Origin of the sequence: Armatimonas sp., assembly GCF_043757465.1 — a bacterium.
GTDB lineage: Bacteria > Armatimonadota > Armatimonadia > Armatimonadales > Armatimonadaceae > Armatimonas.
Genome location: NZ_JAYVPL010000096.1, coordinates 1 through 20,566 on the forward strand (window position 1 = coordinate 1; position 20,566 = coordinate 20,566).

Here is a 20,566-nt window from a genome sequence, read left to right on the forward strand (position 1 = left end):
GTCGAACACGGGGCAATGTAACTTGCCCTATAGACGGGACGTCAGGCTTGCCTCTCGTTACTGTCAAAGCCCTCGACTTTAGTCGTGGGATCAGTTACAAAATCAACTTCAATCAACGGTCATTTCGAGGGTTTTCACCGGGTGGAGCAAGAACTGAGGGTTGAACTTACGGTCACAGCGAGCGCACGAGCTGCGCGTGAGGCGCTTGCGGCGGTAGACGCGGGCGTGGCAGCCGGGGCACTCGTAGGCATAGCGCCACCAGCCGTAGGCACTGCGGTCTTTGGGGGGGAGAGCTTTCTTGCGATCCGGTGGGCAGCCCAGCTTCTCGGCCAGCGCCCAGAATGCCGCCGAGTGATTGGGATGCACCAGATGTGCCACTTCATGCCGGAACGTGATGAGGGTCTCGTCCCAGCCGTGGTCGAGAAACGCCTGCCAGGACACGACAATACGCCTCTTTTGGGGCTGGCAGTAGCCCCCGTACTTCTTGCGCGTCGAGACCAGAAGCTCGCTCAGGCGCAGTGTGCCTACGAAGTGCGTCTCATTCAGCCGATGGAACTCCTCCCACAGCGCGGTTTCTATTTCGTGACGTTCGGTCATCTCCTGGCGCTATTATACCGAGTCGGTTCTGATACCTTGCTTAAGGGAAGTTTTTGGGGACTCCCATTTTTCCTCCCACGAAGTTATCCCGATCTGGCAGGAGAGGATTCCCGGTAATGCTAAGTGTTAATATATAGTTTCTATTTTGCTCAACAATTTCATAACTCACAGTGGCTTCTGGGAAATTTTTTATGTATGAAGGGATATTGATTTTATTTATATCTCTGATGAAATCAGGAAGCCATGAAATAAAACTGAGCGTAGCAAAGAGATGTCTTGCATTTTGTCCTGCTTGATCGAATGTTATCCGTTTTGATGGGGATGATTTGATTTTATTATCGATTAAAAAGATGAAATCTGTGCATATATTTCTATACATTAATCTTAACAGTTTATCTATATCTAAATCATCTTTTTTAGTGCCGATGTTTTTTTCTCTGTAGGATTGAATAATTCTTAGAGATGATATTGGTAAGAGATTTAACAAGTCTGTTTTTAGAGTGTCAGGATCTGTGCTATTACTATTTTGTTTTAAATCTATATGAATCGAAGATATTGTTGATTTTTTAGCAAAGTTACATGTTCGTATAATAGCATTAATAATTGCTTCTGGGTTACTATACTGCTCGCCTATAACTATAAAGTTTTTATCAATGAGATATTTTGATAAAGAAAAAACATTGGAAGAACTGTTTTTTTTGAGAAAATCTGAAAAGCAGATATACTGTGTAGTCTGAAAAAGATTATTAGATGGTAGGAAAATGTTAGGTTTGTTTTTTATTGAATTATCTGAATCTGAAGTGTGTTGAGATTCACTTCCTCCGCTTATTTGCGTATATACTAATGGATTTATAAATATTTTAGTACGGATTGATGGGATATTGCAACAAATAGAATTCGTTTCGTATGCTGATTCATAACTGTAGTAACCATTATTTTTTTCATATTCGGTCATACGATCTTTTATTTGATGGAAGTCACGAAGAAATGGTAGACTCCAAATACATGCTATTTTCCAGAGACTGTCTTGGGCATTTACAGGTAATTGCTTAACCTGAATAGTTCCTTTTGGAGTATGAGACATTATTTTAATAAAATCTAAAGCATATTGACCTGCCCTTTTAGTTGGTAAAAATTGGCGTAAAACATTTTCTGATTTATCGCAAAAGGACAATATTTCCCCGAAAGATATATCAGGATAATCTGATTTGTAGGTTTTTATCGCGTATAAGATATTATTAGATAATCTTGCGAATCTCAAATTGTAATTTTCTTCTATGATTTCAATAAATGTCGTAAGTGATTTCGAGATGTTTATTTTTTTCTGTATGTTAAAATCCAATTTAATATCAGTATAACTTACTTCGCATATAATGCATAAATTGAATTTTTTGCAAATAGTATCAAATATTTCATAGAGTGTATTGTTTTTCATGTTTTTACATTTTAATTAGAAAAATAGCTCTCCGACTGCGAAACGACATGGCGCGTAGATTGATGTCTTTAGTAAGACAGCCATCGGTTTATGCTGAGCATTTGACGTGGACACGGCACAAGCATCAGGGAATTAGACCCGGAGAGGTTAATATTTACTGGGTATCCTTCCGGTTTTTAATCGAAAGGATGCCCGAAAGTGCTGATTATGGAAGCGCTTTTTCAACTACAGAGACGTTTCCTGTACCCGTAATTGAAACGCCATTTTCCGGTGCAGGCATACCATGGCATAAAACCAGTAAGTCGCCATACGATCCAAAACTTCCTTTTGTCAATGTTATATTTGGTGTGGTAATTTTCGATTCCGCATATAAAGTTGTAGGTGTTGCAGTACTGCGCCCCTGCCCTGAAAAATTTATCTCGAGTGTTACGCAATTTGTAGGAGTATTTGCAGTAGAATTAAAAACATAAGAATGAAATGGCAATGAAAATGCAGGGCCAGTAGTCGCCATTTCATCTGTGGTAGTTTGTCCAGTCGGTAAGGTTAAAGTAAAGTACATCTCTGTTTCCCAGCCATCTGCATTATTGAACCACATTAGTCGCAAACCACTGTACGGACGAACTTATGTTTCTCGTAAAATTACCTATGGCTGAATGGCTACTGTGAGGCTAATGTGAAAGTTACAACACACGCACAGAAAGCTCACAGTAACCATGAAATATTCTACCAAACACATCGCCGCAATACTCCAGGAAATGGACACTCCTTATCAAGATTTTTTAGCTCGTGCTCTCGTCGCATTAATCGTAGGCCGAAAAGCGGTCATCAACCAAATATCTAAACTGATGCCAGGCAAAGCAAACCCAGAAGCAAATCGCCAAGAGATCAGAAGGTTTTTAGGCCAACCGAGTATGACTCCTGAGCGATGGGCGAAAATCATAGCAAATTTCCTTCCCAAATTCCCATGGACTCTCGCTATGGATAGAACAAATTGGAAAGTAGGCGACTCAATTATCAATATTCTTTACATCGCTGTTATTTATAATGGAGTTGCTATCCCACTATTCTGGGTTATGCTAGATAAAGAAGGTAACAGTGACACAAAAGAAAGAATTGAGTTGTGGACACGACTTCTAAATTGCTTTCCAGACCAACCCCTTAATTTCATAACAGCAGATAGAGAATTTATTGGACATGACTGGGTGGAATGGTTGATAGAAAAAGGAATTCCTTTTCGGATTCGCGTCAAAGCTCGTGAATACTTCACCTCTTCAAAAGGAGAAAAGAAAAAAGCGTCGCAATGGTTCCATTTTTCATCCTGTAAATGTAAGAAATCTCCTATGACCTTGTGGGGGTTATCAGTTTTTGTAGGAGGAAAAAGATTAGCGACAAATGATTTTCTCGTTGTTATTAGCGATAAATACAGCGATGTTTTATCAGATTATTCTTTACGTTGGAAAATCGAATGCCTTTTTCAGAGTTTTAAGGGCAGAGGTTTCGACTTAGAGATGGGACATCTTACGGATCAATATCGTTTGAAATCGTTTTTGGGTATTCTTGCTCTGGCAGTTTGTTGCTGTTTCAAAGTGGGATTGTGGCTAGAGCAAAGGACTCCTTTGAAACTTAAAAAACATGGACGCCGCGCTGTGAGCATCCTCCGTCGTGGATTAGATTTACTCCAAACCCTTCTTGCCCCCCTCGCGGGTCATCGCGATACCACCCTCTTTTTCCAGGCTATTGGAACCTGGAAAGCAACGGGTTAGAAGGTGGAAACATATGTTCGTCCGTACAGTGGTCGCAAACGTGCGTCTGGTACGTTTGATGTTTTAGCAGATACCGGGGTCAAAAACGAACAAAGCAAAAGTGATGCAACTGAAACTAACATTCTATTTCCTCCACGAAATTTTTATTCCATCTCTCGATGAGAGTTCTCATAGAATACCATAAATCGCTGTTGTTTTCAAAGAAGGAACTGGTGCGAGGCATTTTGGGTTATACTTTGTGAAAAATAGTACGGAGTGAAAACGCAATGGCCTACGCAGGGTTTCGGGAGTTCTTAGAGAAACTGGAAAAAGAGGGTGAGCTTAAACGCATTAAGACACCCGTAGATCCCGTGCTGGAGATCACGGAGATCGCGGATCGTGTGGTGCGTGCCGGTGGCCCTGCACTACTCTTTGAGAACCCTAAGGGAAGCAACGTCCCGCTGGCCATTGGTGTTTTTGCGACCCGCAAGCGCATGAGCATGGCACTGGGCGTCGGGGATATTGAGGAGATTGCCAAAGAGATCGAGGAGTGGACCAAGCTGCCGTCCCGTATGCCCAGTGGGCTTCTCGCTAAAGCGGCGCTCCTGCCGCAGATAGGCGAGCTCGCCAAGAATACCGCGCCGAAGATCGTGAGCCATGGGCAGTGCCAGGAAGTGGTCAAGACGGGCGATGAGATTCGGCTCTCCGACTTTCCGATTCTGAAGTGCTGGCCACTCGACGGCGGGCGCTTTATTACCCTGCCGCTGGTCTTTACCAAGAGCATAGACGGCAAGCGCAACGTAGGGATGTACCGCGTCCAAGTCTACGACGAGAAAACCTGTGGGATGCACTGGCAACGCCATAAAGTTGGTAATCGGCACCACGGCGAGTACGAGTCGCAGGGCAGAAATATCCCCGTAGCCGTCGCTTTAGGGGGCGATCCCGCGCTGACCTACGCCGCCACCGCGCCGCTGCCAGACATGATTGATGAGATGGTATTTGCGGGGTTTCTGCGTAAGAAGCCCGTCGAGCTGGTCAAGTGCAAGACCCAGGACATCGAGGTGCCCGCCGATGCCGAGATTGTCTTGGAGGGCTACGTTCCCGCGAATGAGCGTCGCACCGAAGGGCCGTTTGGCGACCATACGGGCTTCTACACGCTGGAGGACGAGTACCCGGTCTTTCATGTCACGGCGATCACGCACCGGAAAAATCCCGTCTATCCGACAACTATTGTGGGCCGCCCACCGATTGAGGACGAGTGGTTGGGGAAGACTACCGAGCGCCTCTTTTTGCCTTTAGTAAAGCTTTTTGTGCCGGAGATTATTGACTATAACCTGCCGCCTGAGGCATGTTTCCATAATCTCTGCATTCTAAAAATCAAGAAGCGCTACCCGGGTCAGGCGCAAAAAGTCATGAATGCGATCTGGGGCCTCGGGCAGATGATGTTCACCAAAGTGATTATTGTGGTGGATGAGTGGGTGGATGTACAGAACTTAAAAGAAGTGCTCTGGGTGACGACCAATAACATTGACCCTGAGCGCGACACGCTCTTTACCCGAGGCCCGATTGATGTGCTGGATCACGCCAGCCGCCAGATGGGCTTTGGCTCAAAAATGGGCATTGACGCCACCCAAAAGCTCCCCGAGGAGGGCTTCACCCGCCCCTGGCCTCCCGTCATCGAGATGGACGAGAGCGTCAAGAAGCGGGTGGATAGTCTCTGGAGCCAGCTCGGGTTATAGCTTGATCTCTTGTAGTGCCGCGATCGCTTTCTCAATGGGCAGAGCGCTCAGATCCAGCACCACGCCGTCCCAGGGGAACGTTTTCTGGTTGTACAGCCCGCTCGTCAGTGTCCATGACCACCAGTTGGCCAGAGGGGTCTTATCCCCTTCGAATCTCACAGCGGCTCGTGTGAACAGAATCTGTCGGGAGGTGCGCCGTGCCTGGGGGAGGGGGTTGTAGGGATCGGGTCTCTCTTCCTCTACTAGTGGGGTCGTCGGAAAGGCCAACACGAAGGTGGGGAGGGCATCGGCCTTATCCCAGGAGCCGAACCAGTCACTCTGGGAAAATTCCTGGGCGCGGCTCTTAAGCCAGAAGGGCAGTGCAGGAGTGACCTCTTTCAAGGCACTATAGACCTGGCTCATAAGGGCTTTATTGGCCTCGAAGCGTACTCGGTTCCAGCGCTCCATGGGGTTGGGAGGAGGCGTTGGCTGTGGGGTGCCGTCAGGGGAGCGAAAAACCATCCTGTTGTTACGCATGGGATTGGTTAAAAAACCGACATCACTAAACGTGCCTAGATCAATGGGATCGTAGCCCTCAGTGCGGACAAAGCTCAGGCGTCGTGCAGGGGTGTAGCCGTACTCCGAGGTATTGCTCCTGCCAAAACGCGAGAGGGCACCGGAAAGATAGCCGGGGGCGGCGGTCTCGGTGAGGGCAAGTCCCGCAAGGCCAGGAAGCGCGGCGAGGGTGCGCAGATAGGGCAGGAGAGCTGCCGCCGTCTCCGGAGCATCAGGGATACGGTAGGGGCCCGTTTCCCCTAAGAGGTTGAGGTCGGCGGGGGCGTTTTCAGGAAGCCGGGCCAGCGCGACAGTCGCTCCCACGGGAATCCCGACTTTCTTACCTTCCTCCAATGCCGCCTTCAGTGTCTCCAACTTCCCCCCATCCGTTGCGATCCAGACCGCGCTGAGCCTTGCCGTCGCTGCGGCTGTGAGTGCTTGCTGGGCTTCTGCGGGAGTCTTCGGTGCAAAGATTGCGATGCGCGTGCGAATCTCGGGACGAACGGGCTCAGGGGCCGGTGGACGCGTCGTTTGATCTTGCGACGCGTTTTGCAGCTCGTTTCCCAGGGACGATGCGGTGCTTTGATCCTGATAGACCCCATAGCCTGGCACAATCACGGAGAGGTCTAGCTGATTTTGGGATAGCCTAATTCGTGAGGGATCGAGGGGAGGATTGAGAACACCATTAATGGAACTCTGGCTGTGCCCTTCCTCCTGTGACTTAATCTGCTGCTTAAGAATCGTCTCAAGTTGATCGGAGATGCTCTTGGGTAGGGCATTAAGAGGGACAGCAGTTTTCATCTGACCCCCTGCTTGAACGCCTTGAACGCTTTTAATAAGCTCTGGGGAGAGGCCGTAGCTGTTGTCTGTCGAGATAAAATGCTCTGGCTTGGTTGCTTTGAAGCGCTCGCGGTAGCCATGGCGCACCTCACTGACAAGCTTTTCTGCTTCTACTCTCCAGCGTTCTTGCCGTGCCTGGCGTGTCGCGAGCCCTTCAATGTCATCGGTGAGGAGCCAGAGTGGCCTCTGTCCTGGGGCTTCCAGCTTGCGAAACGCCCCGGTGACGCTCAGTGCCAGCAGCTCCAATAAATCCCCCGCACGAGCGCTCTGATCGGGAGTGTTACGCAGCCAGAGAGATAGCTCGGCGATGCGCTTGTCGCCACGAATCTCAAAGCCTGTGGCCTGGGTGACGCGCCCTAAAAGCTCCTCAATCGTCTTGGCCCCCTCCAGTGCAATGCGTTTATCAAACGAGGTAGATTTATAGTCGAGCTGTGAGGGCTTGAGCCTGTTGGGGAGCACCTCGGACAGAGTGACACCATAGTTTGCGCTGGACTGACCGCGTGCGCGGAAGTCTTTGCTGAGCTTCGGACGCGTGTCGTTGCCCTGAACACTGCCGCTGAAGCTGCCTCCGAAACCTCCATTGAGCTTCTCATCCTGATAGGCGAACCAGAACTGCAATGCGCGACTTATCTGCAAGCGGCTCTGCGCAATGGCACTGGGAGGAACGGGCATGGCATTCGGTGCGCCAAAATTCCCCACGAGTAGCCCTTGTGGCAAGATCCGGGAGAAAAGCGGCTGCTGCTGCGCCGAGAGATCGTGCAAGCCCAGACCGTTCGTGCCACACAAAAGCTGCCACTGGCGCTCATCGAGCGAGGCTGCCAGCGCCACCAGGGCATCGTGCGAAGAGAGCTGACTCAGATCCGGCTTCCTGAGCTTGCTATTAAGAACCAGCATTTTCTCCATGACCAGGGCGCTCAGGGTGCCGGTACGTGCCAGCTTACGCTCCATCGCGGCGGCGAAATCCAGTACATTGATCCCGCCTTCACGCGAGAGCTTGGACATATCCGGGGAGTGAGCGCCATTCAAGACGCGGATCATAGTGTCCGGGGAGACAACGAGAAGCGGGCCACGCTCCTGCGGTGTCCAGATCACCCGCTCCAGGTACGGTGTTACAAACGAGCGACGGACGACAGACTGCTGCGCTTGGGCAGGGCAGGCCAGAAAGAGAGAGGCCGCAACGACGGCAGAAACAACAAAGCGAGACATGCTGAGAAACCTCCTGGCATTAGGATGCCAGAAAGTCTCTCAGACTTCAAGGGGAGTTGTGTCGCTAGAAACTGAAGTCGTAGGTGAGGGTACCGTTGATGGTGGCACCGCCCGTGTTGGGCGTACTTGTCGGATACGCACCGCTGGCAGTGACCGTGACATTCTCCAGTGAGACCGTGATGGAGTTGGTGCTCAACGCGACAATCCGAACGGTGCCGCCCGTGGGTGCGTAGTAGAGCGCCTGATCGAACCCTAGACCATTGCTGATACTGAGCTGGCAGTAGTGTTTATCGGCGCTCGTGTACGCTGACTTCAAGGTCAAGGTTTCCCCGACCACAAAGGCTTGGCTTGGCGAGCTGCTATCAATAAAGTTAAAGGTAAACTGCCGGTTGGGGTAGCTCCCGTAGGCCGCCGTTCCCATGGTGAAGTTGATGTAGGTACTGCCGCCTTTTTGCCCACTAAGCTTGCCCAGCGTCAGTGGCCCGCTGGGGAAATCTCCCGTGCGGTTGGTGACGGTGAGCGTCCCAGAGGGAGCGGGAGTCGGAGCGGGTGTGGGACTTGGCGTGGGCACGGGGCTGGGTGTTGGTGTGGGGATTGGAGTGGGTGTAGTGCCGGGGGAGGGTAGTACCACAGGGGAGTCGGAGCGACGCAGCAGCAGATCGGGCTGGGCAACTCCGTTCGCGGTGATGTGAAGTGTCCCCAGGCTATTATCTGCGGGTAAGATTCCCGTGACATGGATGTCGGAGGCAAGATGCGTCACGGGGTCGGTGTAGATGCCACTCAGATTCACTGCCCCGGTGTCCGAGTCAAAAGTCCCCGAGAGCGTGATGCCCGTCAAGGGAATCGTGATAGGCCACTCAACGCGGGATTTTTTGAGGGCCGCCCGAGTGACAGAGAAGACACCCGTGGCGTTGCTGGCGGCGTTCGTGGTGAGGGTGAGCGTGTTGGACGAGCCACCGGGCTGGGTGATGGCCTCGGAGACAAAGCTGCGGCTGGCGAAGACACTGGCGGGCGTGACGACGCCCGCGCTACAGCCAGGCGCGACCATGAGCCCGATGCTGGCGAAGAGCAGACCGCCTGCCGTGATGAGCCGTTTGGCTTGAGGACGAGAGAGTTTCATAAGGAACCTACCTTTCATGGCACCAGCATAGCCCCAGGGCGTTACAGCCAGCGTTACAACTTTCTCCTCATCTCCGGGTAAACTGGAAAAACGATGGCAAGAAAACGAAACACGGGCCTGCCGCCCGGAGCCTGGCGTGTGGAGGAGGCGATCTGGGGAGAGCACCAGCGCGTCCGGCTTATCACGGGCTTGCCGAGCATTGTGGACGATCAGGAGCGGGTGCGCTCGATCCATGCGGTGTCGTTTCTCTCAGACGGACGGGTGGTGCTTGCGGAGAACAAAGACGGCAGCTTCACGTTTCCCGGTGGACGGCTGGAGGGCGGGGAAACACAGCACCAGGCACTGACACGCGAGCTCTGGGAGGAGGTGCGTATGTGCCTTGCCCCGGACTACAAGTCTCTTGCCGCTACCCGGATCGAGTTTCTGAACCGCGTCCCGGGCCGTGTCTACCGCGTGCACCCGACCTATCTGCTCTGGGTCTCTGGGCAAGTTGCGGAGCTCTCCGACGAGCCGCACCATGATCCCGCCGACAGTGTGGTGGGGCGACGGCTCTGCACGCCCGAAGAGGCCCTCACGCTCCTGCCGGAGCTAGAGCGGCGTGTCTTCCAAACTTATCTTGGCCTCCTCCCCGAGCCCACTGGCGTGATCCGTGAGCTAGTGGATGAGTAAGTGCCTCGTGGTCGCCATTACCGGGGCCAGTGGTGCGCTCTACGCCCAGCGCTTTCTGACGCAAGCCGTGCACCACTTCGAGGAGATCTACTTGATTCTCTCCTCAAATGCTGTCTCCGTGCTCAAGACCGAGCTAGGTTTAGAACTTGATGCCTACCTCCTCGATCCGAAGATCACGCTCTGTGAGAAGCGCAACTTCTTCACGCCACCCGCATCGGGGAGCTTCCGCCACGAGGGCATGGTGATTGTCCCGTGCTCCATGGGAACCGCGGGGCGCATCGCGAACGGCATCAGCGACGACCTCACCACCCGCGCCGCCGATGTCTGCCTCAAAGAGGGCCGCAAGCTGATTCTTGTCCCCCGCGAGATGCCCTGGAATCTCATCCATCTGCGCAATATGACCCAGCTCGCCGAAGCCGGAGCCACGATTCTGCCCGCCAGCCCCGCTTTCTACCACGAACCCAAAACCATCGAGGACCTGGTTGATACGGTGGTCGCTCGGATTTTGCAAAACCTCGGCATCGAACAAACGCTTGTTAGCGAATGGCAAAAATAAAATTTCCGTATTTTGTTAGATTGGGGAGAGTCCAGCCGTTATAGGGGTGAGCGTCAGCCTTTTGTGACCCCGGCAATCGAGCGGCGTTTGTATCGGATGATGGAGGCCAAAGTTCGGGAGCTGGGGTGCCGTGTTGTGGCAATCAATGGGATGCCCGACCACGTGCATCTTCTGGTGCAGAAAGTCAAGGGCGCATCCTCGGGGTTCGCCCGAAATGTCTTGCGGCAGGGCGAAGTCTTTTCCTGGCAGCATAGCTATGGCGTTTTCAGCGTCGGGCAGGGCGGTGTCCCCAAAGTGGTCACCTACATCGCCAACCAAAAAACGCACCACGCCGACAGCGAATTGTGGGATAATTGGGAACAAATCCCCCTCACAACAGATTATCCCGCCGAAGGCGGCGGCGGCCTGCCCGCCCCATAGCCGGACGTTCACCGTCCCGGAAATAAAAAACGTCCCGAAAACAAAATCAACACATGGATTCATTACAAACAGCATTAAAAGAGTTTTTTGGGCATGAGGAGTTTCGCGACGGGCAGCGCGAGATTATCGAGGCGGCGGTGGCGGGGGTGGACACGCTAGCAGTCTTGCCGACGGGTGGGGGGAAGTCCGTTACCTACCAGCTGCCGGGCTTGCTCTTGCCGGGAGTGACACTGATCCTCTCGCCGCTGATTGCGCTGATGAAAGACCAGGTGGAGAGTCTACCTGAGGCGCTTCAGGGGCGCGTGGCGCTGATCAATTCCTCGCTGGACTCCTCGGCGCTGGGCAGGCGGCTGGCGCAGCTCAAGTCCGGGCAGTTAAAACTGATCTATGCCGCGCCGGAGCGGCTCCGCCAGCCCCCGTTTCTACATGCATTGAGGCAAGCGGGCGTCTCGTTGATTGTTATTGATGAGGCACACTGTATCAGCCAGTGGGGGCATGACTTTCGGCCCGATTATAGGGCTGTCGGGAGAGCGGTGCAGGAGCTGAACCCACGCTCGGTGCTGGCTGTCACGGCCACGGCGCCGCCGGATGTGCAGCGCGATATTGAGCAGCAGCTCGGGCGAAAGCTCAAGGTTATTCTGAAGCCGACGTGGCGGGAGAATCTATTTTTGGAGGCCCGGCGAGTCAAGAGCAATGATGAGAAGCTCTTTGCTACCGTGGAGATCTGCCAGCAGTTCGACGGTGTCGGGCTGGTCTATGCATCGTCGCGGGACCGGTGCGAGGATATCTCCCGGATGCTTAAGCGGCAAGGCGTGGCGGCGGGGTTTTACCATGCGGGGCTAGAGCCTGTGGAGCGTGCGGCGGCGCAGGATCGGTTCATGAGTGGCGAGGTGCGCGTGATGGCTGCGACCGTGGCGTTTGGCATGGGCGTGGATAAGTCCGACATTCGGTTTCTCTTGCACTTCAATCCGTCGCGCACCCTAGAAAACTACTACCAGGAAGCCGGGCGTGCGGGGCGTGACGGGAAGCCGTCGCGCTGCGTGATGCTCTATACTTCGTCAGATATGGCATCTGCAACCCGGCGGCTCAACGAGGATGCGCTCACGGCGGAGCGGGTGCAGAGTGTGTATCGGGCGGTGCGCAGTGTGCTCGGGCGGCGGCGATGTGCTCCCGTGCGATTCGAGGCGCTGGCAAGTGAAATGGGCGGCGATGATGGCTTGGTGCGTAGCGCCTTGCCTGTCCTGGAAGAGCTTGGCCTGCTTGCTCGCCACGCCGATCTACCCCGCGCTTTACATCTGTACAGCGAGCCACTCAACGATGAAACCGACCCGCTGGCCGACCTCTTGCTCTCCGCTGGGAGCGATCCTGTGGCGCAAGCGGAGGCATCGGGTTTGCATCTGGCTGACTTGGAGCACGAAATTTTGCGTCTGCAGGAGGCGGGCTTTCTCACCTACCGCGCTGCGTCCCGCGATCTCTGTTTGGAGCTGGTGCCTCCGCCTGAAGACACCAAAGCCCGGCTTGAGGAGCGCCTGAAAGAGCGCGCCGAGGCCGCCGCCTACCGTGCGGCTGCGATGAAGGCCTACGGCGATGAGATCAAGTGCCGTCACGCCCAGATCGCTCGCTACTTTGGGGATCGCTGGCCGCGCCGAACGTGTGGGATGTGTGATGTGTGCGAGAAGCCTGCCAGCCCCCCCCGCCCCCGTGGGGCGGGGGTGAAAGCTCCCCCGCCCCACGGGGGGCGGGGGGCGGGGGGAGGTTGGGACGCCCTGCGCCTTCTGAATGATCTCGCGAGTGGCTACTATCCGTTTCATCTGGGAAAGCCTGGACTCATGAAGGCCCTGCGTGGCACACCCGATGCACCCGTCAAGCCAGGGCGTACCAGTGCGTTTGGAGCACTGGAGGGCTGGAAAAAAGCCGATGTCGAGCGACTGATCGAGGCGCTGATCGAGCAGCGCTATCTGCGCCGTGATGAGGAAGACGAGTACCGGCGGCTTTATCTTACCGAGAGTGGGGTCGAAGCGCTGCAAGTGGGGACGCTGGATATCGAGTGGCGTGCGCCATCGGTGGTGCAAGCACAGGCTTCCAGTGCGAGTGCGGACCCGGGGCTGCTCACCGTGCTGAAAGCCTGGCGCAAAGAGCTTGCGAGCGAGCAAGCCGTCCCGCCGTATGTCATCTTCGCGGATAAAGTGCTGGAGGGAATCGCGGCCCGTAAGCCCGCCAATGAGTTTGAGCTACTAGAGATCGCTGGGATCGGGCCAGGTAAGGCGGCAAAGTTTGGTGAGGCGGTTCTGGAGCTGGTACAGAAGCAGGGGTAGGTGTTGTGGGCGCTTCGGATTAGTATAAACTAATAGTTTGACAACAAATTCAGGCAGGGTATACTAAGGCATTCGTTTTTGCCCGGTGTTGGGCTGGAGGTTTTTTTTTATGGTAAAACGCTATTCTTCACGGTCAGCTTTCACACTGATCGAACTACTTGTTGTGATCGCGATCATCGCGATTCTTGCCGCCATCCTCTTCCCTGTCTTTGCGCAAGCCCGTGAAAAGGCCCGTCAGACTGCCTGCTTGTCGAATTTGAAACAGATCGGCACTGCGTTTATGATGTACTCGCAAGACTATGATGAGACGATGCCTCCTTGGACGTCGAATGCCTGTGGGACTTTATCAGGGGGCGCGTTTGCGTTTCAGTATCTTTTCCCCACATTGGTTGACCCCTATATTAAAAACGGTGCTGTGCAGACCTCCGCGACGGGTGGCGATCTGAAGGGGGTTTGGGCTTGTCCGACGACTAAGGCATCCCTGTCGTCGTTCTCAAATACCTATGCCTACAACTACTATAGCTTGGGAGGTACTTCAAACTGTACGGGGGCTGGGCTCTCGGCTGCTTACGCTCCATTCGATGGGTCTACGTATGCTTACCCTGCTTCGCTGGCTTCGCTGGGACGGCCCGCAGAGACCTTTATGCTCACTGATGGTGCTCAGCTCTCTCGACCACCTGCGGCCTACTCAGTGAATGGGAACAGCGCCAATAACAATGGCGTTTGGGGGTCGCATCAGGGGGGAAATGGGGTTATCGCTCCCTCGGCAGGAGCAAGTACGAATACTGCGATCAATCGCTTCCTCACAGGAACGCTCACGATGGTTTTGTATGCAGATGGACATGCGAAGGCGATCAATACGCAAAATCTTGTCTCTTACTTGTGCGTCATGAATAATGGTGCATGGCGAGGAAATCTAGGAAATGCTACGAATATTAGAACCCCTCAAGGAAATCCCGGCTGGGCACGTGAATGGTAGCTTGTTAAAATTGTTGTAAAAGTGAGAAAAGACTGGGGTAATACCTGGTCTTTTTTATCCATAGAGCTTTTTCATGATCAATTGATACACACGGATCATAGACTCGGTGAGGCGTAAAAATTTATGCGATTATCCTGATAATTGACACTTCTTAACAATGAGGTATACTGTAAGATCTCTTGACCCACTGTTGGGTAAGCGTTTTTTTTGAACTTATGGAGGTTTTTATGAATTCACGTCGTACTTCTTGGTTCGCGTTTACGCTCATTGAGCTTTTGGTTGTCATCGCTATCATCGCGATTCTCGCCGCGATTCTCTTCCCGGTTTTCGCTCAAGCGCGAGAGAAAGCCCGCACGATTTCCTGTCTGTCGAACTGTCGGCAGATTGGGCTGGGGATCATGATGTACGCACAGGACTACGACGAGACCTACTGTCCGTACTTCAGTGGCTACACTCCCTCAGACAGGAGCTATAGTGCTCCCAGTCAGTACTGGCCGCAGCTGATCTCTCCCTACATTCAGAAGGCGGGTAGTAGTGGCTCAGGCGGACAGGCGCTGGTAAGTGATCTGTCTCAGACATTCTTCTGTCCCAGCGGCAACAAGCCCGATGCCGCGTTGCAGAAGGCGAGCTGTAGTGGCTTAGGTTACGCGTCCTCGTACGGGATCAGTGATCACCTGGTGAACTGGTGGATGCCGCCCGGTATCGCTACCACTTATATTCCCGTGAACATGGCATCGGTGGGGACACCTGCCCAGGCCGCCGCAACTGTCGAGACGTGGGACTGGCTTTGTGGGGGGCGCCTGCCGGGCGCGGCCCTGGCGCTCTCCTTTTTTGACCGTCGCTCCGGTTTTATTGGCTCGATCGCAACTGCGGATGGTCGTCACTCTGGCTCTTATCGGAAAGCGGCGGTGGGTACTGCACCCAGCCCGACGGCGATCAATAACGTGGTGTTCTGTGATGGTCATGCCAAAGGCATTCAAGCCCAGAAGCTCTATGCCGATGGCCAGCTCTGGAGCCTGGGGGGTAACAACGCTTGGCCATAGGAACGAAAGGAATAAGAATGCACACACGACTGATTGGGATGCTAAGTGCCTTGGCGCTCTTGGGCGCTCTTGCGCTTCTGGGGGGATGCTCTAAGCCTGAGGAGCCTACTCCACCTCCGGCGGGAGCAAAACCCGCTCCTGGTTTGCCAGGAAGCACCGCTACGGATGATGGTAAATCTGCCATGCCGGGTGGCGGACCTCCTAAGTGAGCTGAAAACCGGGGTGGCGTGAGCTACCCCGGTTTTTTATTTTATGGCGGCATCGGCGGCGAGGCGGCCCATGAGGATCGAGAACTTAAAGCCGTGCCCTGAACACGCTGAAACACGTGTCACTTTCGGGTGCGGGTGGTCGAAGACAAAGCTCTCGTCGGGGGTGTTGGTGTAGAGGCACGAGGCGTGGTGCGTCACTTCGGGGCCAAGGCTCGGGAAGCGCGTGGCGGTATAGGCTAAGGCCGCGTCGTCGTCACTCTGAAGCGTCGGGCGGCCTGGTTGATCAGGATCGAAGGGGATTTGGGGGATATGGCGGGCGAGCTTCACACCGGAGATCCGCCCATCGCTGGGGAAGCCGTACCAGTAGCTCTTTGCATCAATCCAGACTGGATAACCCGTTAGCTCGCCAGAAAGATAGGTAATTTGCTGACGCGTGACGGTGAGCGGGAGTGGTTGCTCGGGGAAGAGTGTGTTGGCCCAGGCTCCTGCGCAGACAATCACATGGTCGAAGTCTGCAAGCTGTGTCAGACTCTCAATTATCGTGTTTTCTCGTAGTTCTGCTCCCGCTTTTTCCGCCAGCCGTGCCTGTGCTCGCACAATCGCACCCGCCCGCAGAAAACCCGCGTCACTCTGCCAGATCGCTACCTCGTGTGGAGCAAGCGCCAGCGCGGGATAGCGCTCGGTGACTTCGGCAGCGCTCAGACACTGATGCGCGACGTGGTTCACGGCGAGGGCTTGCTGCATGCCCGTGAGCTCGGGATGCTCTTTGGGAGCGAAGAACAGCCCCCCGCAGCGCACAAAGAGCTCCTCGCCCGCCGCTTGCTCCAGCGCGTCCCAGAGCGGGTAGGCTTGGCCCATCAGCTTGGTGTAGTGCGCCTCGGGGTAGGCATAGCGAATGATCCGCGACTCCCCGTGCGAGGAGCCAAGACCATGCCCGATGGTGAAGCGCTCAAACCCAACGACCATGTGACCCGCCTCGGCAAGAAACCGGCACGCCGCACTTCCCACCGCGCCGATGCCAACGACCGCCACTCTCATTGGGCGAGCCGGAAACCATCGGAGTCGCCGCGCCCGGCGGGGTGGCTCCAGGCACGGCCCGCGCACCGAAACGAGGTGACGGTGGTGTAGCTGTACCACGATGCGCCCCGTAGAATTTTATCTGTTCCGGTTGCCGCGCCGGTGGGATTGTCCTCGGGAGAGCTCGCGTAGTACTTGGCACCGTACCAGTCCGCACACCACTGAAAGACATTGCCCGCCATGTCCGAGAGGCCATAGGCATTGACAAAGACATGCTCCGTGCGGCTGACGGGCGCAGTTTTATCGCGCTGCTGGGAGACGCTGGACCAGCTCAGCTCGTCTTTGTAGGTATCGCCCCAGGGAAAGATCGGTGCCGCCTCGCCGCCCTGCGCGGCGTACTCCCACTCAGCCTCCGTGGGCAGGCGCAGCTTGGCCCAGTCGGCCAGGGCTTTTGCCTCTTCCCAGCTCACGTTCACCATCGGATGATCGGGAATCCAGCCCCAGGCGGGCGGGTCAGGCATCTTGCGGCTGGTGGCCTTACAGAACTCCTGAAACATCGCCACGGTCACCGGGGTGCGCCCCAGCTTGAACACCGAGAGGGTCACCTTGTGCACGGGAGCACGGTCGGGCGCGGTGTCGGGGCTGCCCATCATGAAGCTTCCCACCGGGACAGAGACCAGCTGCGCTTTATAGTCGGTGAGGGTGAGTGGTGCCGGAAGGAGCGGCGCTTTCACTTGCAGTGGTGCGGGCTGTGGTGCGGGTAGCTCCACGGCTAGCTTGGCGAGCAGCTCCTGAAGGGTCTTTGCCAGCGCAGGGGCGGGCTTGAGCGTGCTGGCGCGGGTGAGGCTTGCCCGCGCCTCACTCACTTTGCCCTGCCGGAAGGCAATGCGCCCCAGCCAGTAGTGGCCTTCGGGCGCACTTGGCTGGAGGGCAATGGCTTTGCGAGCCTCCACTGCCGCCGCATCGAGCTTCCCCGCCACCGCAAGCTGCTCGACACGCTTTAGGAGAGCCGGAAAACTCTCCGTCGGCTGGACGAGCGCGACAAGGGCAAGGAGGCTGAGCACTTATTCCTCCATCGGGGCGGGGAGCTCGGCTAGAGTGCCGGGGGCGGCGGCGATAGCGGCGGGGGTGGACTCCTCGCCGATCTCGCGGAGGGTGTCCTCGATCTCTTTCTTGCGGAAGATCACCACGGCATCGTCGCCCTCGCCGTCGAGCTCGGCCAGGATGATGTCACCTGCACCGAAGCGGCCCAGGAGCACTTCCTCGGCCAGTGGGTCCTCGATCAGGCGCTGGACGGAGCGGCGGAGCGGGCGGGCACCGTAGGTGGGATCGAAGCCATCAGTGGCGAGCTTGTCCATCACTGGGCCGGAGACCTCCAGCACCAGGTCGTGCTGCAACACTTGCTTGCGGACATTGTTGAGCATCAGGTCCACGATCTGGCGGATGTTCTGGGCCGTGAGCGAGTGGAAGACAATTGTCTCATCAATGCGGTTGAGGAACTCGGGGCGGAAGGCACGCTTGAGCTCCTCCGTGACCTTATTCTTCATGGACGAGTAGTCCCGCTCGGTCTCGTCCCGAGGCTTGGAGCCCCGCAGCCCGATCTGTGGCTCACGGTTGATGAGGTGCGCCCCGATATTCGACGTCATGATGAGCACGGTGTTCTTGAAGTCCACCACACGGCCCTGGGAGTCGGTGAGGCGGCCATCTTCCATCACTTGCAGCAACAGATTAAAGACCTCGGGGTGTGCTTTTTCGACCTCATCAAGCAGCACCACGGCGTAGGGATTGCGCCGAACGGCCTCGGTAAGCTGCCCGCCCTCGTCGTAGCCGACATAGCCCGGAGGTGCCCCCACGAGCCGTGAGACGGCGAAGCGCTCCATGTACTCGGACATATCAATACGAATGAGATTCTCTTCTTTTCGGAAGAGAAATGCTGCCAGAGCACGTGCTAGCTCGGTCTTGCCGACCCCAGTTGGACCCAAAAAGAGAAACGAGCCGATGGGGCGCTTGGGATCTTTTAGGCCGGAGCGGGCACGGCGAATTGCCTTGCTGACGGCGATAATGGCTTCTTTTTGGCTAATGACACGCAGGCTGAGCTCGTCTTCCATCTGAAGCAGCTTCTGGGTCTCGGTCTCCACCAGGCGGTTGACAGGAATCCCAGTCCAGGCAAAGACCACCTGCGCGATATCGTCCTCGTCTACCACGAGCTCCAGGCCCGCACGCTCGGTGTCCCAGCGCGACTGCATATCAGTGATGCGCTCGGTGAGGTAGTTTTGCTGATCCTCCAGGAAGCTCACGCGGTCGAAGTCGCCTTCATCGGGGAGGCGGCCCAGCTCTTTCTCCACCTGAATCAGCTCAGCCTTGGCCTCACGCAGAGGCTGTGGCGCCGTGGCGGCTTTCAGGCGGACTTTGGAAGAGGCCTCGTCAATGAGGTCAATCGCCTTATCGGGCAGGTGCCGATCCGTGATATAGCGGTCCGCGAGGCGGCAGGCTGCATCCAGCGCCGCGTCCTTGATCTCGACCTTGTGGTGCTCCTCGTAGCGGTGGCGCAGACCCTTGAGGATCTCGACCGCCTCCTCCACACTGGGCTCATCCACCTTCACCATCTGGAAGCGGCGGGCGAGTGCGGCATCTTTCTCGATGTACTTGCGGTACTCATCAATGGTTGTCGCGCCGATACACTGCAATTCGCCTCGCGAGAGCGCGGGCTTCATGATATTGCTGGCATCTATTGCGCCCTCGGCGGCTCCGGCTCCGACCACGGTGTGCAGCTCATCAATAAAGAGAATGATCTCCCCATTGGCCTTGCGCACTTCGTCCATGACCCGCTTCATCCGCTCCTCAAACTCGCCCCGGTACTTGGTTCCGGCCACGAGCCCCGCCAGATCCAGTGAGATCAGGCGCTTGTCCTTGAGCATCTCGGGGATGTCTTGCGTGACGATACGTGTTGCCAGTCCCTCGGCAATCGCAGTCTTTCCGACACCGGGCATTCCCACTAAAACCGGATTGTTCTTGGTACGGCGCGAGAGAATCTGGATCACACGCTCGATCTCTTCAGCGCGGCCTACCACGGGGTCGAGCTTGTCGTTGCGGGCGTACTCGGTCAGGTCGCGGCCAAACTCATCCAGGGTGGGGGTGCGGGAGCGCTGGTCTTTGCTCGGGTTGCCTCGTCCGGCGGCCACGGGCTGCCCCGGCTCCTGGTCTTGCAGTAAGCGAACCTCACGGCGGGTGCGCTCTAAGTCGACGCCCATCTTGCCTAGCACGCGCCCCGCCAGCCCTTCGCCCTCACGGATCAGCCCGAGGAGAAGATGCTCCGTGCCGATATAGTTGTTGCCAAGCTGCCGTGCTTCGTCGTAGGCCAGGTCAATAACCCGCTTGGCGCGCGGGGTGAGCTGCATCTCGGGGCCCATACGCCCATCGCCACGGGCCACTTGCCGCTCGATCTCCGAGCGAATCCGTCCTAGCGAAACCCCGATCCGATCCAGAATGCGAGCGGCGACACTGTCATTTTCTTTGACGAGACCGAGCAGCAAGTGCTCCGTCGAAACATAGTTCTCTCCGAGGCGTCCCGCTTCTTCTTGCGCGAAAAAAACGACGCGGCGAGCGCGTTCGGTGAATCGTTGCCACATAGAGAAGATTGTATCGTATTTCCAGAGGGCTTCGCCGCCTCACCGTTCGGGTAGCTTTTCTCCCTTGCTTGTCATACAATCCGTGATGTTGTTGGCGAATTCATAGCGCTTCGTTGATCCGAGAGAACCACCTCTACAGACGGAGAACCCCAGCCCTCGTCACCATCTGTGAGAGCAACTTGCCAACAACATCAATGATTGTGAGATTTCGTTTAGCAACCAGCGATTGTAGACAGTCCAAGATGTAGTGAAGGCGGCGCAATAGCCACTCCTAGCTACCGGCAAACGAGCTACTTTTACGAACAAAGAGCTACTCTTACGAACCAGGTAGCTCAAACGGTGTCGCAGAGCCGTATTGACATCCTCCACACGACTCCTTCCACCACTACCTTTCTCGAACTGCAGGCGGAGTAAGTAATAACCATTTGTGCGCATCTCGCTGATGATCGTAAATGCTACTCATTGACTATCATACAGATACAGAAACAACTCTCTGTCGGGCTCGCTCCGCTCGTT

At 55.4% G+C, this 20,566-nt stretch carries 17 protein-coding genes; 9 read left to right on the forward strand and 8 right to left on the reverse strand.

Annotated features, from left to right (window positions below):
• Window positions 1–108 precede the first annotated feature (108 nt).
• The 3 genes from ACH2ED_RS12610 to ACH2ED_RS12620 all read right to left on the reverse strand — a co-directional run bounded on the left by ACH2ED_RS12610 (window position 109) and on the right by ACH2ED_RS12620 (window position 2,627).
• The gene (locus ACH2ED_RS12610; RefSeq protein WP_395091517.1) at window positions 109–597 is read right to left on the reverse strand and encodes a YgjP-like metallopeptidase domain-containing protein; all 489 of its coding nucleotides are present in this window, start codon (window positions 595–597) and stop codon (window positions 109–111) included.
• Window positions 598–637: 40 nt separating this feature from the next.
• A complete protein-coding gene (locus tag ACH2ED_RS12615; protein ID WP_395091519.1) occupies window positions 638–2,032 on the reverse strand; it encodes a hypothetical protein in 1,395 nt (464 codons plus the stop codon).
• 205 nt (window positions 2,033–2,237) lie between these two features.
• Window positions 2,238–2,627 (reverse strand): hypothetical protein, encoded by a 390-nt coding sequence (locus ACH2ED_RS12620; protein ID WP_395091521.1) that lies wholly within the window; start codon window positions 2,625–2,627, stop codon window positions 2,238–2,240.
• 160 nt (window positions 2,628–2,787) lie between these two features.
• Here ACH2ED_RS12620 and ACH2ED_RS12625 point away from each other — a divergent pair, with 160 nt between their 5' ends.
• On the forward strand, window positions 2,788–3,795 hold the full coding sequence (locus ACH2ED_RS12625; RefSeq protein WP_395091523.1) for an IS4 family transposase: 1,008 nt from the start codon (window positions 2,788–2,790) through the stop codon (window positions 3,793–3,795).
• Between the two features lie 266 nt (window positions 3,796–4,061).
• Complete coding sequence (locus ACH2ED_RS12630) at window positions 4,062–5,513, forward strand: menaquinone biosynthesis decarboxylase (protein WP_395091525.1); 1,452 nt, start codon at window positions 4,062–4,064, stop codon at window positions 5,511–5,513.
• On the opposite strand, the gene ACH2ED_RS12635 is transcribed toward ACH2ED_RS12630, so the two are convergent.
• Together ACH2ED_RS12635 and ACH2ED_RS12640 are read right to left on the reverse strand one after the other, a co-directional pair.
• Window positions 5,508–8,093: a hypothetical protein gene (locus tag ACH2ED_RS12635; RefSeq protein ID WP_395091527.1), complete on the reverse strand. Its 2,586-nt coding sequence runs from the start codon at window positions 8,091–8,093 to the stop codon at window positions 5,508–5,510. The two genes, ACH2ED_RS12630 and ACH2ED_RS12635, sit on opposite strands and share 6 nt — an antisense overlap.
• 64 nt (window positions 8,094–8,157) lie before the next feature.
• On the reverse strand, window positions 8,158–9,213 hold the full coding sequence (locus tag ACH2ED_RS12640) for a hypothetical protein (RefSeq protein WP_395091528.1): 1,056 nt from the start codon (window positions 9,211–9,213) through the stop codon (window positions 8,158–8,160).
• 93 nt (window positions 9,214–9,306) lie between these two features.
• Here ACH2ED_RS12640 and ACH2ED_RS12645 point away from each other — a divergent pair, with 93 nt between their 5' ends.
• The 7 genes from ACH2ED_RS12645 to ACH2ED_RS12675 all read left to right on the forward strand — a co-directional run bounded on the left by ACH2ED_RS12645 (window position 9,307) and on the right by ACH2ED_RS12675 (window position 15,404).
• Complete coding sequence (locus ACH2ED_RS12645) at window positions 9,307–9,882, forward strand: NUDIX hydrolase (RefSeq protein WP_395091530.1); 576 nt, start codon at window positions 9,307–9,309, stop codon at window positions 9,880–9,882.
• On the forward strand, window positions 9,875–10,438 hold the full coding sequence (locus ACH2ED_RS12650) for a UbiX family flavin prenyltransferase (RefSeq protein ID WP_395091532.1): 564 nt from the start codon (window positions 9,875–9,877) through the stop codon (window positions 10,436–10,438). Before ACH2ED_RS12645 ends, ACH2ED_RS12650 begins: the two co-directional genes overlap by 8 nt.
• Before the next feature lie 12 nt (window positions 10,439–10,450).
• Window positions 10,451–10,858, forward strand: a complete 408-nt coding sequence (locus tag ACH2ED_RS12655) for a transposase (protein ID WP_395091534.1) — start codon at window positions 10,451–10,453, stop codon at window positions 10,856–10,858.
• Window positions 10,859–10,911: 53 nt separating this feature from the next.
• Complete coding sequence (locus ACH2ED_RS12660; RefSeq protein WP_395091535.1) at window positions 10,912–13,173, forward strand: RecQ family ATP-dependent DNA helicase; 2,262 nt, start codon at window positions 10,912–10,914, stop codon at window positions 13,171–13,173.
• Between the two features lie 109 nt (window positions 13,174–13,282).
• Window positions 13,283–14,152 carry a type II secretion system protein gene (locus tag ACH2ED_RS12665; RefSeq protein ID WP_395091536.1) on the forward strand — a complete coding sequence of 290 codons (870 nt, stop codon included), beginning with the start codon at window positions 13,283–13,285 and terminating at the stop codon, window positions 14,150–14,152.
• A 227-nt stretch (window positions 14,153–14,379) separates the two neighbouring features.
• On the forward strand, window positions 14,380–15,195 hold the full coding sequence (locus ACH2ED_RS12670) for a DUF1559 domain-containing protein (RefSeq protein ID WP_395091537.1): 816 nt from the start codon (window positions 14,380–14,382) through the stop codon (window positions 15,193–15,195).
• 17 nt (window positions 15,196–15,212) lie between these two features.
• The gene (locus ACH2ED_RS12675; RefSeq protein WP_395091539.1) at window positions 15,213–15,404 is read left to right on the forward strand and encodes a hypothetical protein; all 192 of its coding nucleotides are present in this window, start codon (window positions 15,213–15,215) and stop codon (window positions 15,402–15,404) included.
• Between the two features lie 36 nt (window positions 15,405–15,440).
• Here ACH2ED_RS12675 and solA read toward each other — a convergent pair whose 3' ends face one another.
• Genes solA through ACH2ED_RS12690 form a run of 3 tightly spaced genes read right to left on the reverse strand, consistent with a single transcriptional unit; the run spans window position 15,441 to window position 20,050 of the window.
• On the reverse strand, window positions 15,441–16,442 hold the full coding sequence (gene solA, locus ACH2ED_RS12680; RefSeq protein WP_395091541.1) for an N-methyl-L-tryptophan oxidase: 1,002 nt from the start codon (window positions 16,440–16,442) through the stop codon (window positions 15,441–15,443).
• Window positions 16,439–17,485 (reverse strand): SUMF1/EgtB/PvdO family nonheme iron enzyme, encoded by a 1,047-nt coding sequence (locus tag ACH2ED_RS12685; protein WP_395091543.1) that lies wholly within the window; start codon window positions 17,483–17,485, stop codon window positions 16,439–16,441. Before ACH2ED_RS12685 ends, solA begins: the two co-directional genes overlap by 4 nt.
• Window positions 17,486–20,050, reverse strand: a complete 2,565-nt coding sequence (locus tag ACH2ED_RS12690; protein ID WP_395091545.1) for an ATP-dependent Clp protease ATP-binding subunit — start codon at window positions 20,048–20,050, stop codon at window positions 17,486–17,488. It abuts the gene before it with no gap.
• Between the last annotated feature and the right edge of the window lie 516 nt (window positions 20,051–20,566).

What these genes read in the sequence shown, in the direction of transcription:
- ACH2ED_RS12610 (WP_395091517.1), bottom strand. Translation starts at nt 597, where the DNA reads ATGACCGAACGTCACGAAATAGAAACCGCGCTGTGGGAGGAGTTCCAT.
- ACH2ED_RS12615 (WP_395091519.1), bottom strand. Translation starts at nt 2,032, where the DNA reads ATGAAAAACAATACACTCTATGAAATATTTGATACTATTTGCAAAAAA.
- ACH2ED_RS12620 (WP_395091521.1), bottom strand. Translation starts at nt 2,627, where the DNA reads ATGTGGTTCAATAATGCAGATGGCTGGGAAACAGAGATGTACTTTACT.
- ACH2ED_RS12625 (WP_395091523.1), top strand. Translation starts at nt 2,788, where the DNA reads ATGGACACTCCTTATCAAGATTTTTTAGCTCGTGCTCTCGTCGCATTA.
- ACH2ED_RS12630 (WP_395091525.1), top strand. Translation starts at nt 4,062, where the DNA reads ATGGCCTACGCAGGGTTTCGGGAGTTCTTAGAGAAACTGGAAAAAGAG.
- ACH2ED_RS12635 (WP_395091527.1), bottom strand. Translation starts at nt 8,093, where the DNA reads ATGTCTCGCTTTGTTGTTTCTGCCGTCGTTGCGGCCTCTCTCTTTCTG.
- ACH2ED_RS12640 (WP_395091528.1), bottom strand. Translation starts at nt 9,213, where the DNA reads ATGAAACTCTCTCGTCCTCAAGCCAAACGGCTCATCACGGCAGGCGGT.
- ACH2ED_RS12645 (WP_395091530.1), top strand. Translation starts at nt 9,307, where the DNA reads ATGGCAAGAAAACGAAACACGGGCCTGCCGCCCGGAGCCTGGCGTGTG.
- ACH2ED_RS12650 (WP_395091532.1), top strand. Translation starts at nt 9,875, where the DNA reads ATGAGTAAGTGCCTCGTGGTCGCCATTACCGGGGCCAGTGGTGCGCTC.
- ACH2ED_RS12660 (WP_395091535.1), top strand. Translation starts at nt 10,912, where the DNA reads ATGGATTCATTACAAACAGCATTAAAAGAGTTTTTTGGGCATGAGGAG.
- ACH2ED_RS12665 (WP_395091536.1), top strand. Translation starts at nt 13,283, where the DNA reads ATGGTAAAACGCTATTCTTCACGGTCAGCTTTCACACTGATCGAACTA.
- ACH2ED_RS12670 (WP_395091537.1), top strand. Translation starts at nt 14,380, where the DNA reads ATGAATTCACGTCGTACTTCTTGGTTCGCGTTTACGCTCATTGAGCTT.
- ACH2ED_RS12675 (WP_395091539.1), top strand. Translation starts at nt 15,213, where the DNA reads ATGCACACACGACTGATTGGGATGCTAAGTGCCTTGGCGCTCTTGGGC.
- solA (WP_395091541.1), bottom strand. Translation starts at nt 16,442, where the DNA reads ATGAGAGTGGCGGTCGTTGGCATCGGCGCGGTGGGAAGTGCGGCGTGC.
- ACH2ED_RS12690 (WP_395091545.1), bottom strand. Translation starts at nt 20,050, where the DNA reads ATGTGGCAACGATTCACCGAACGCGCTCGCCGCGTCGTTTTTTTCGCG.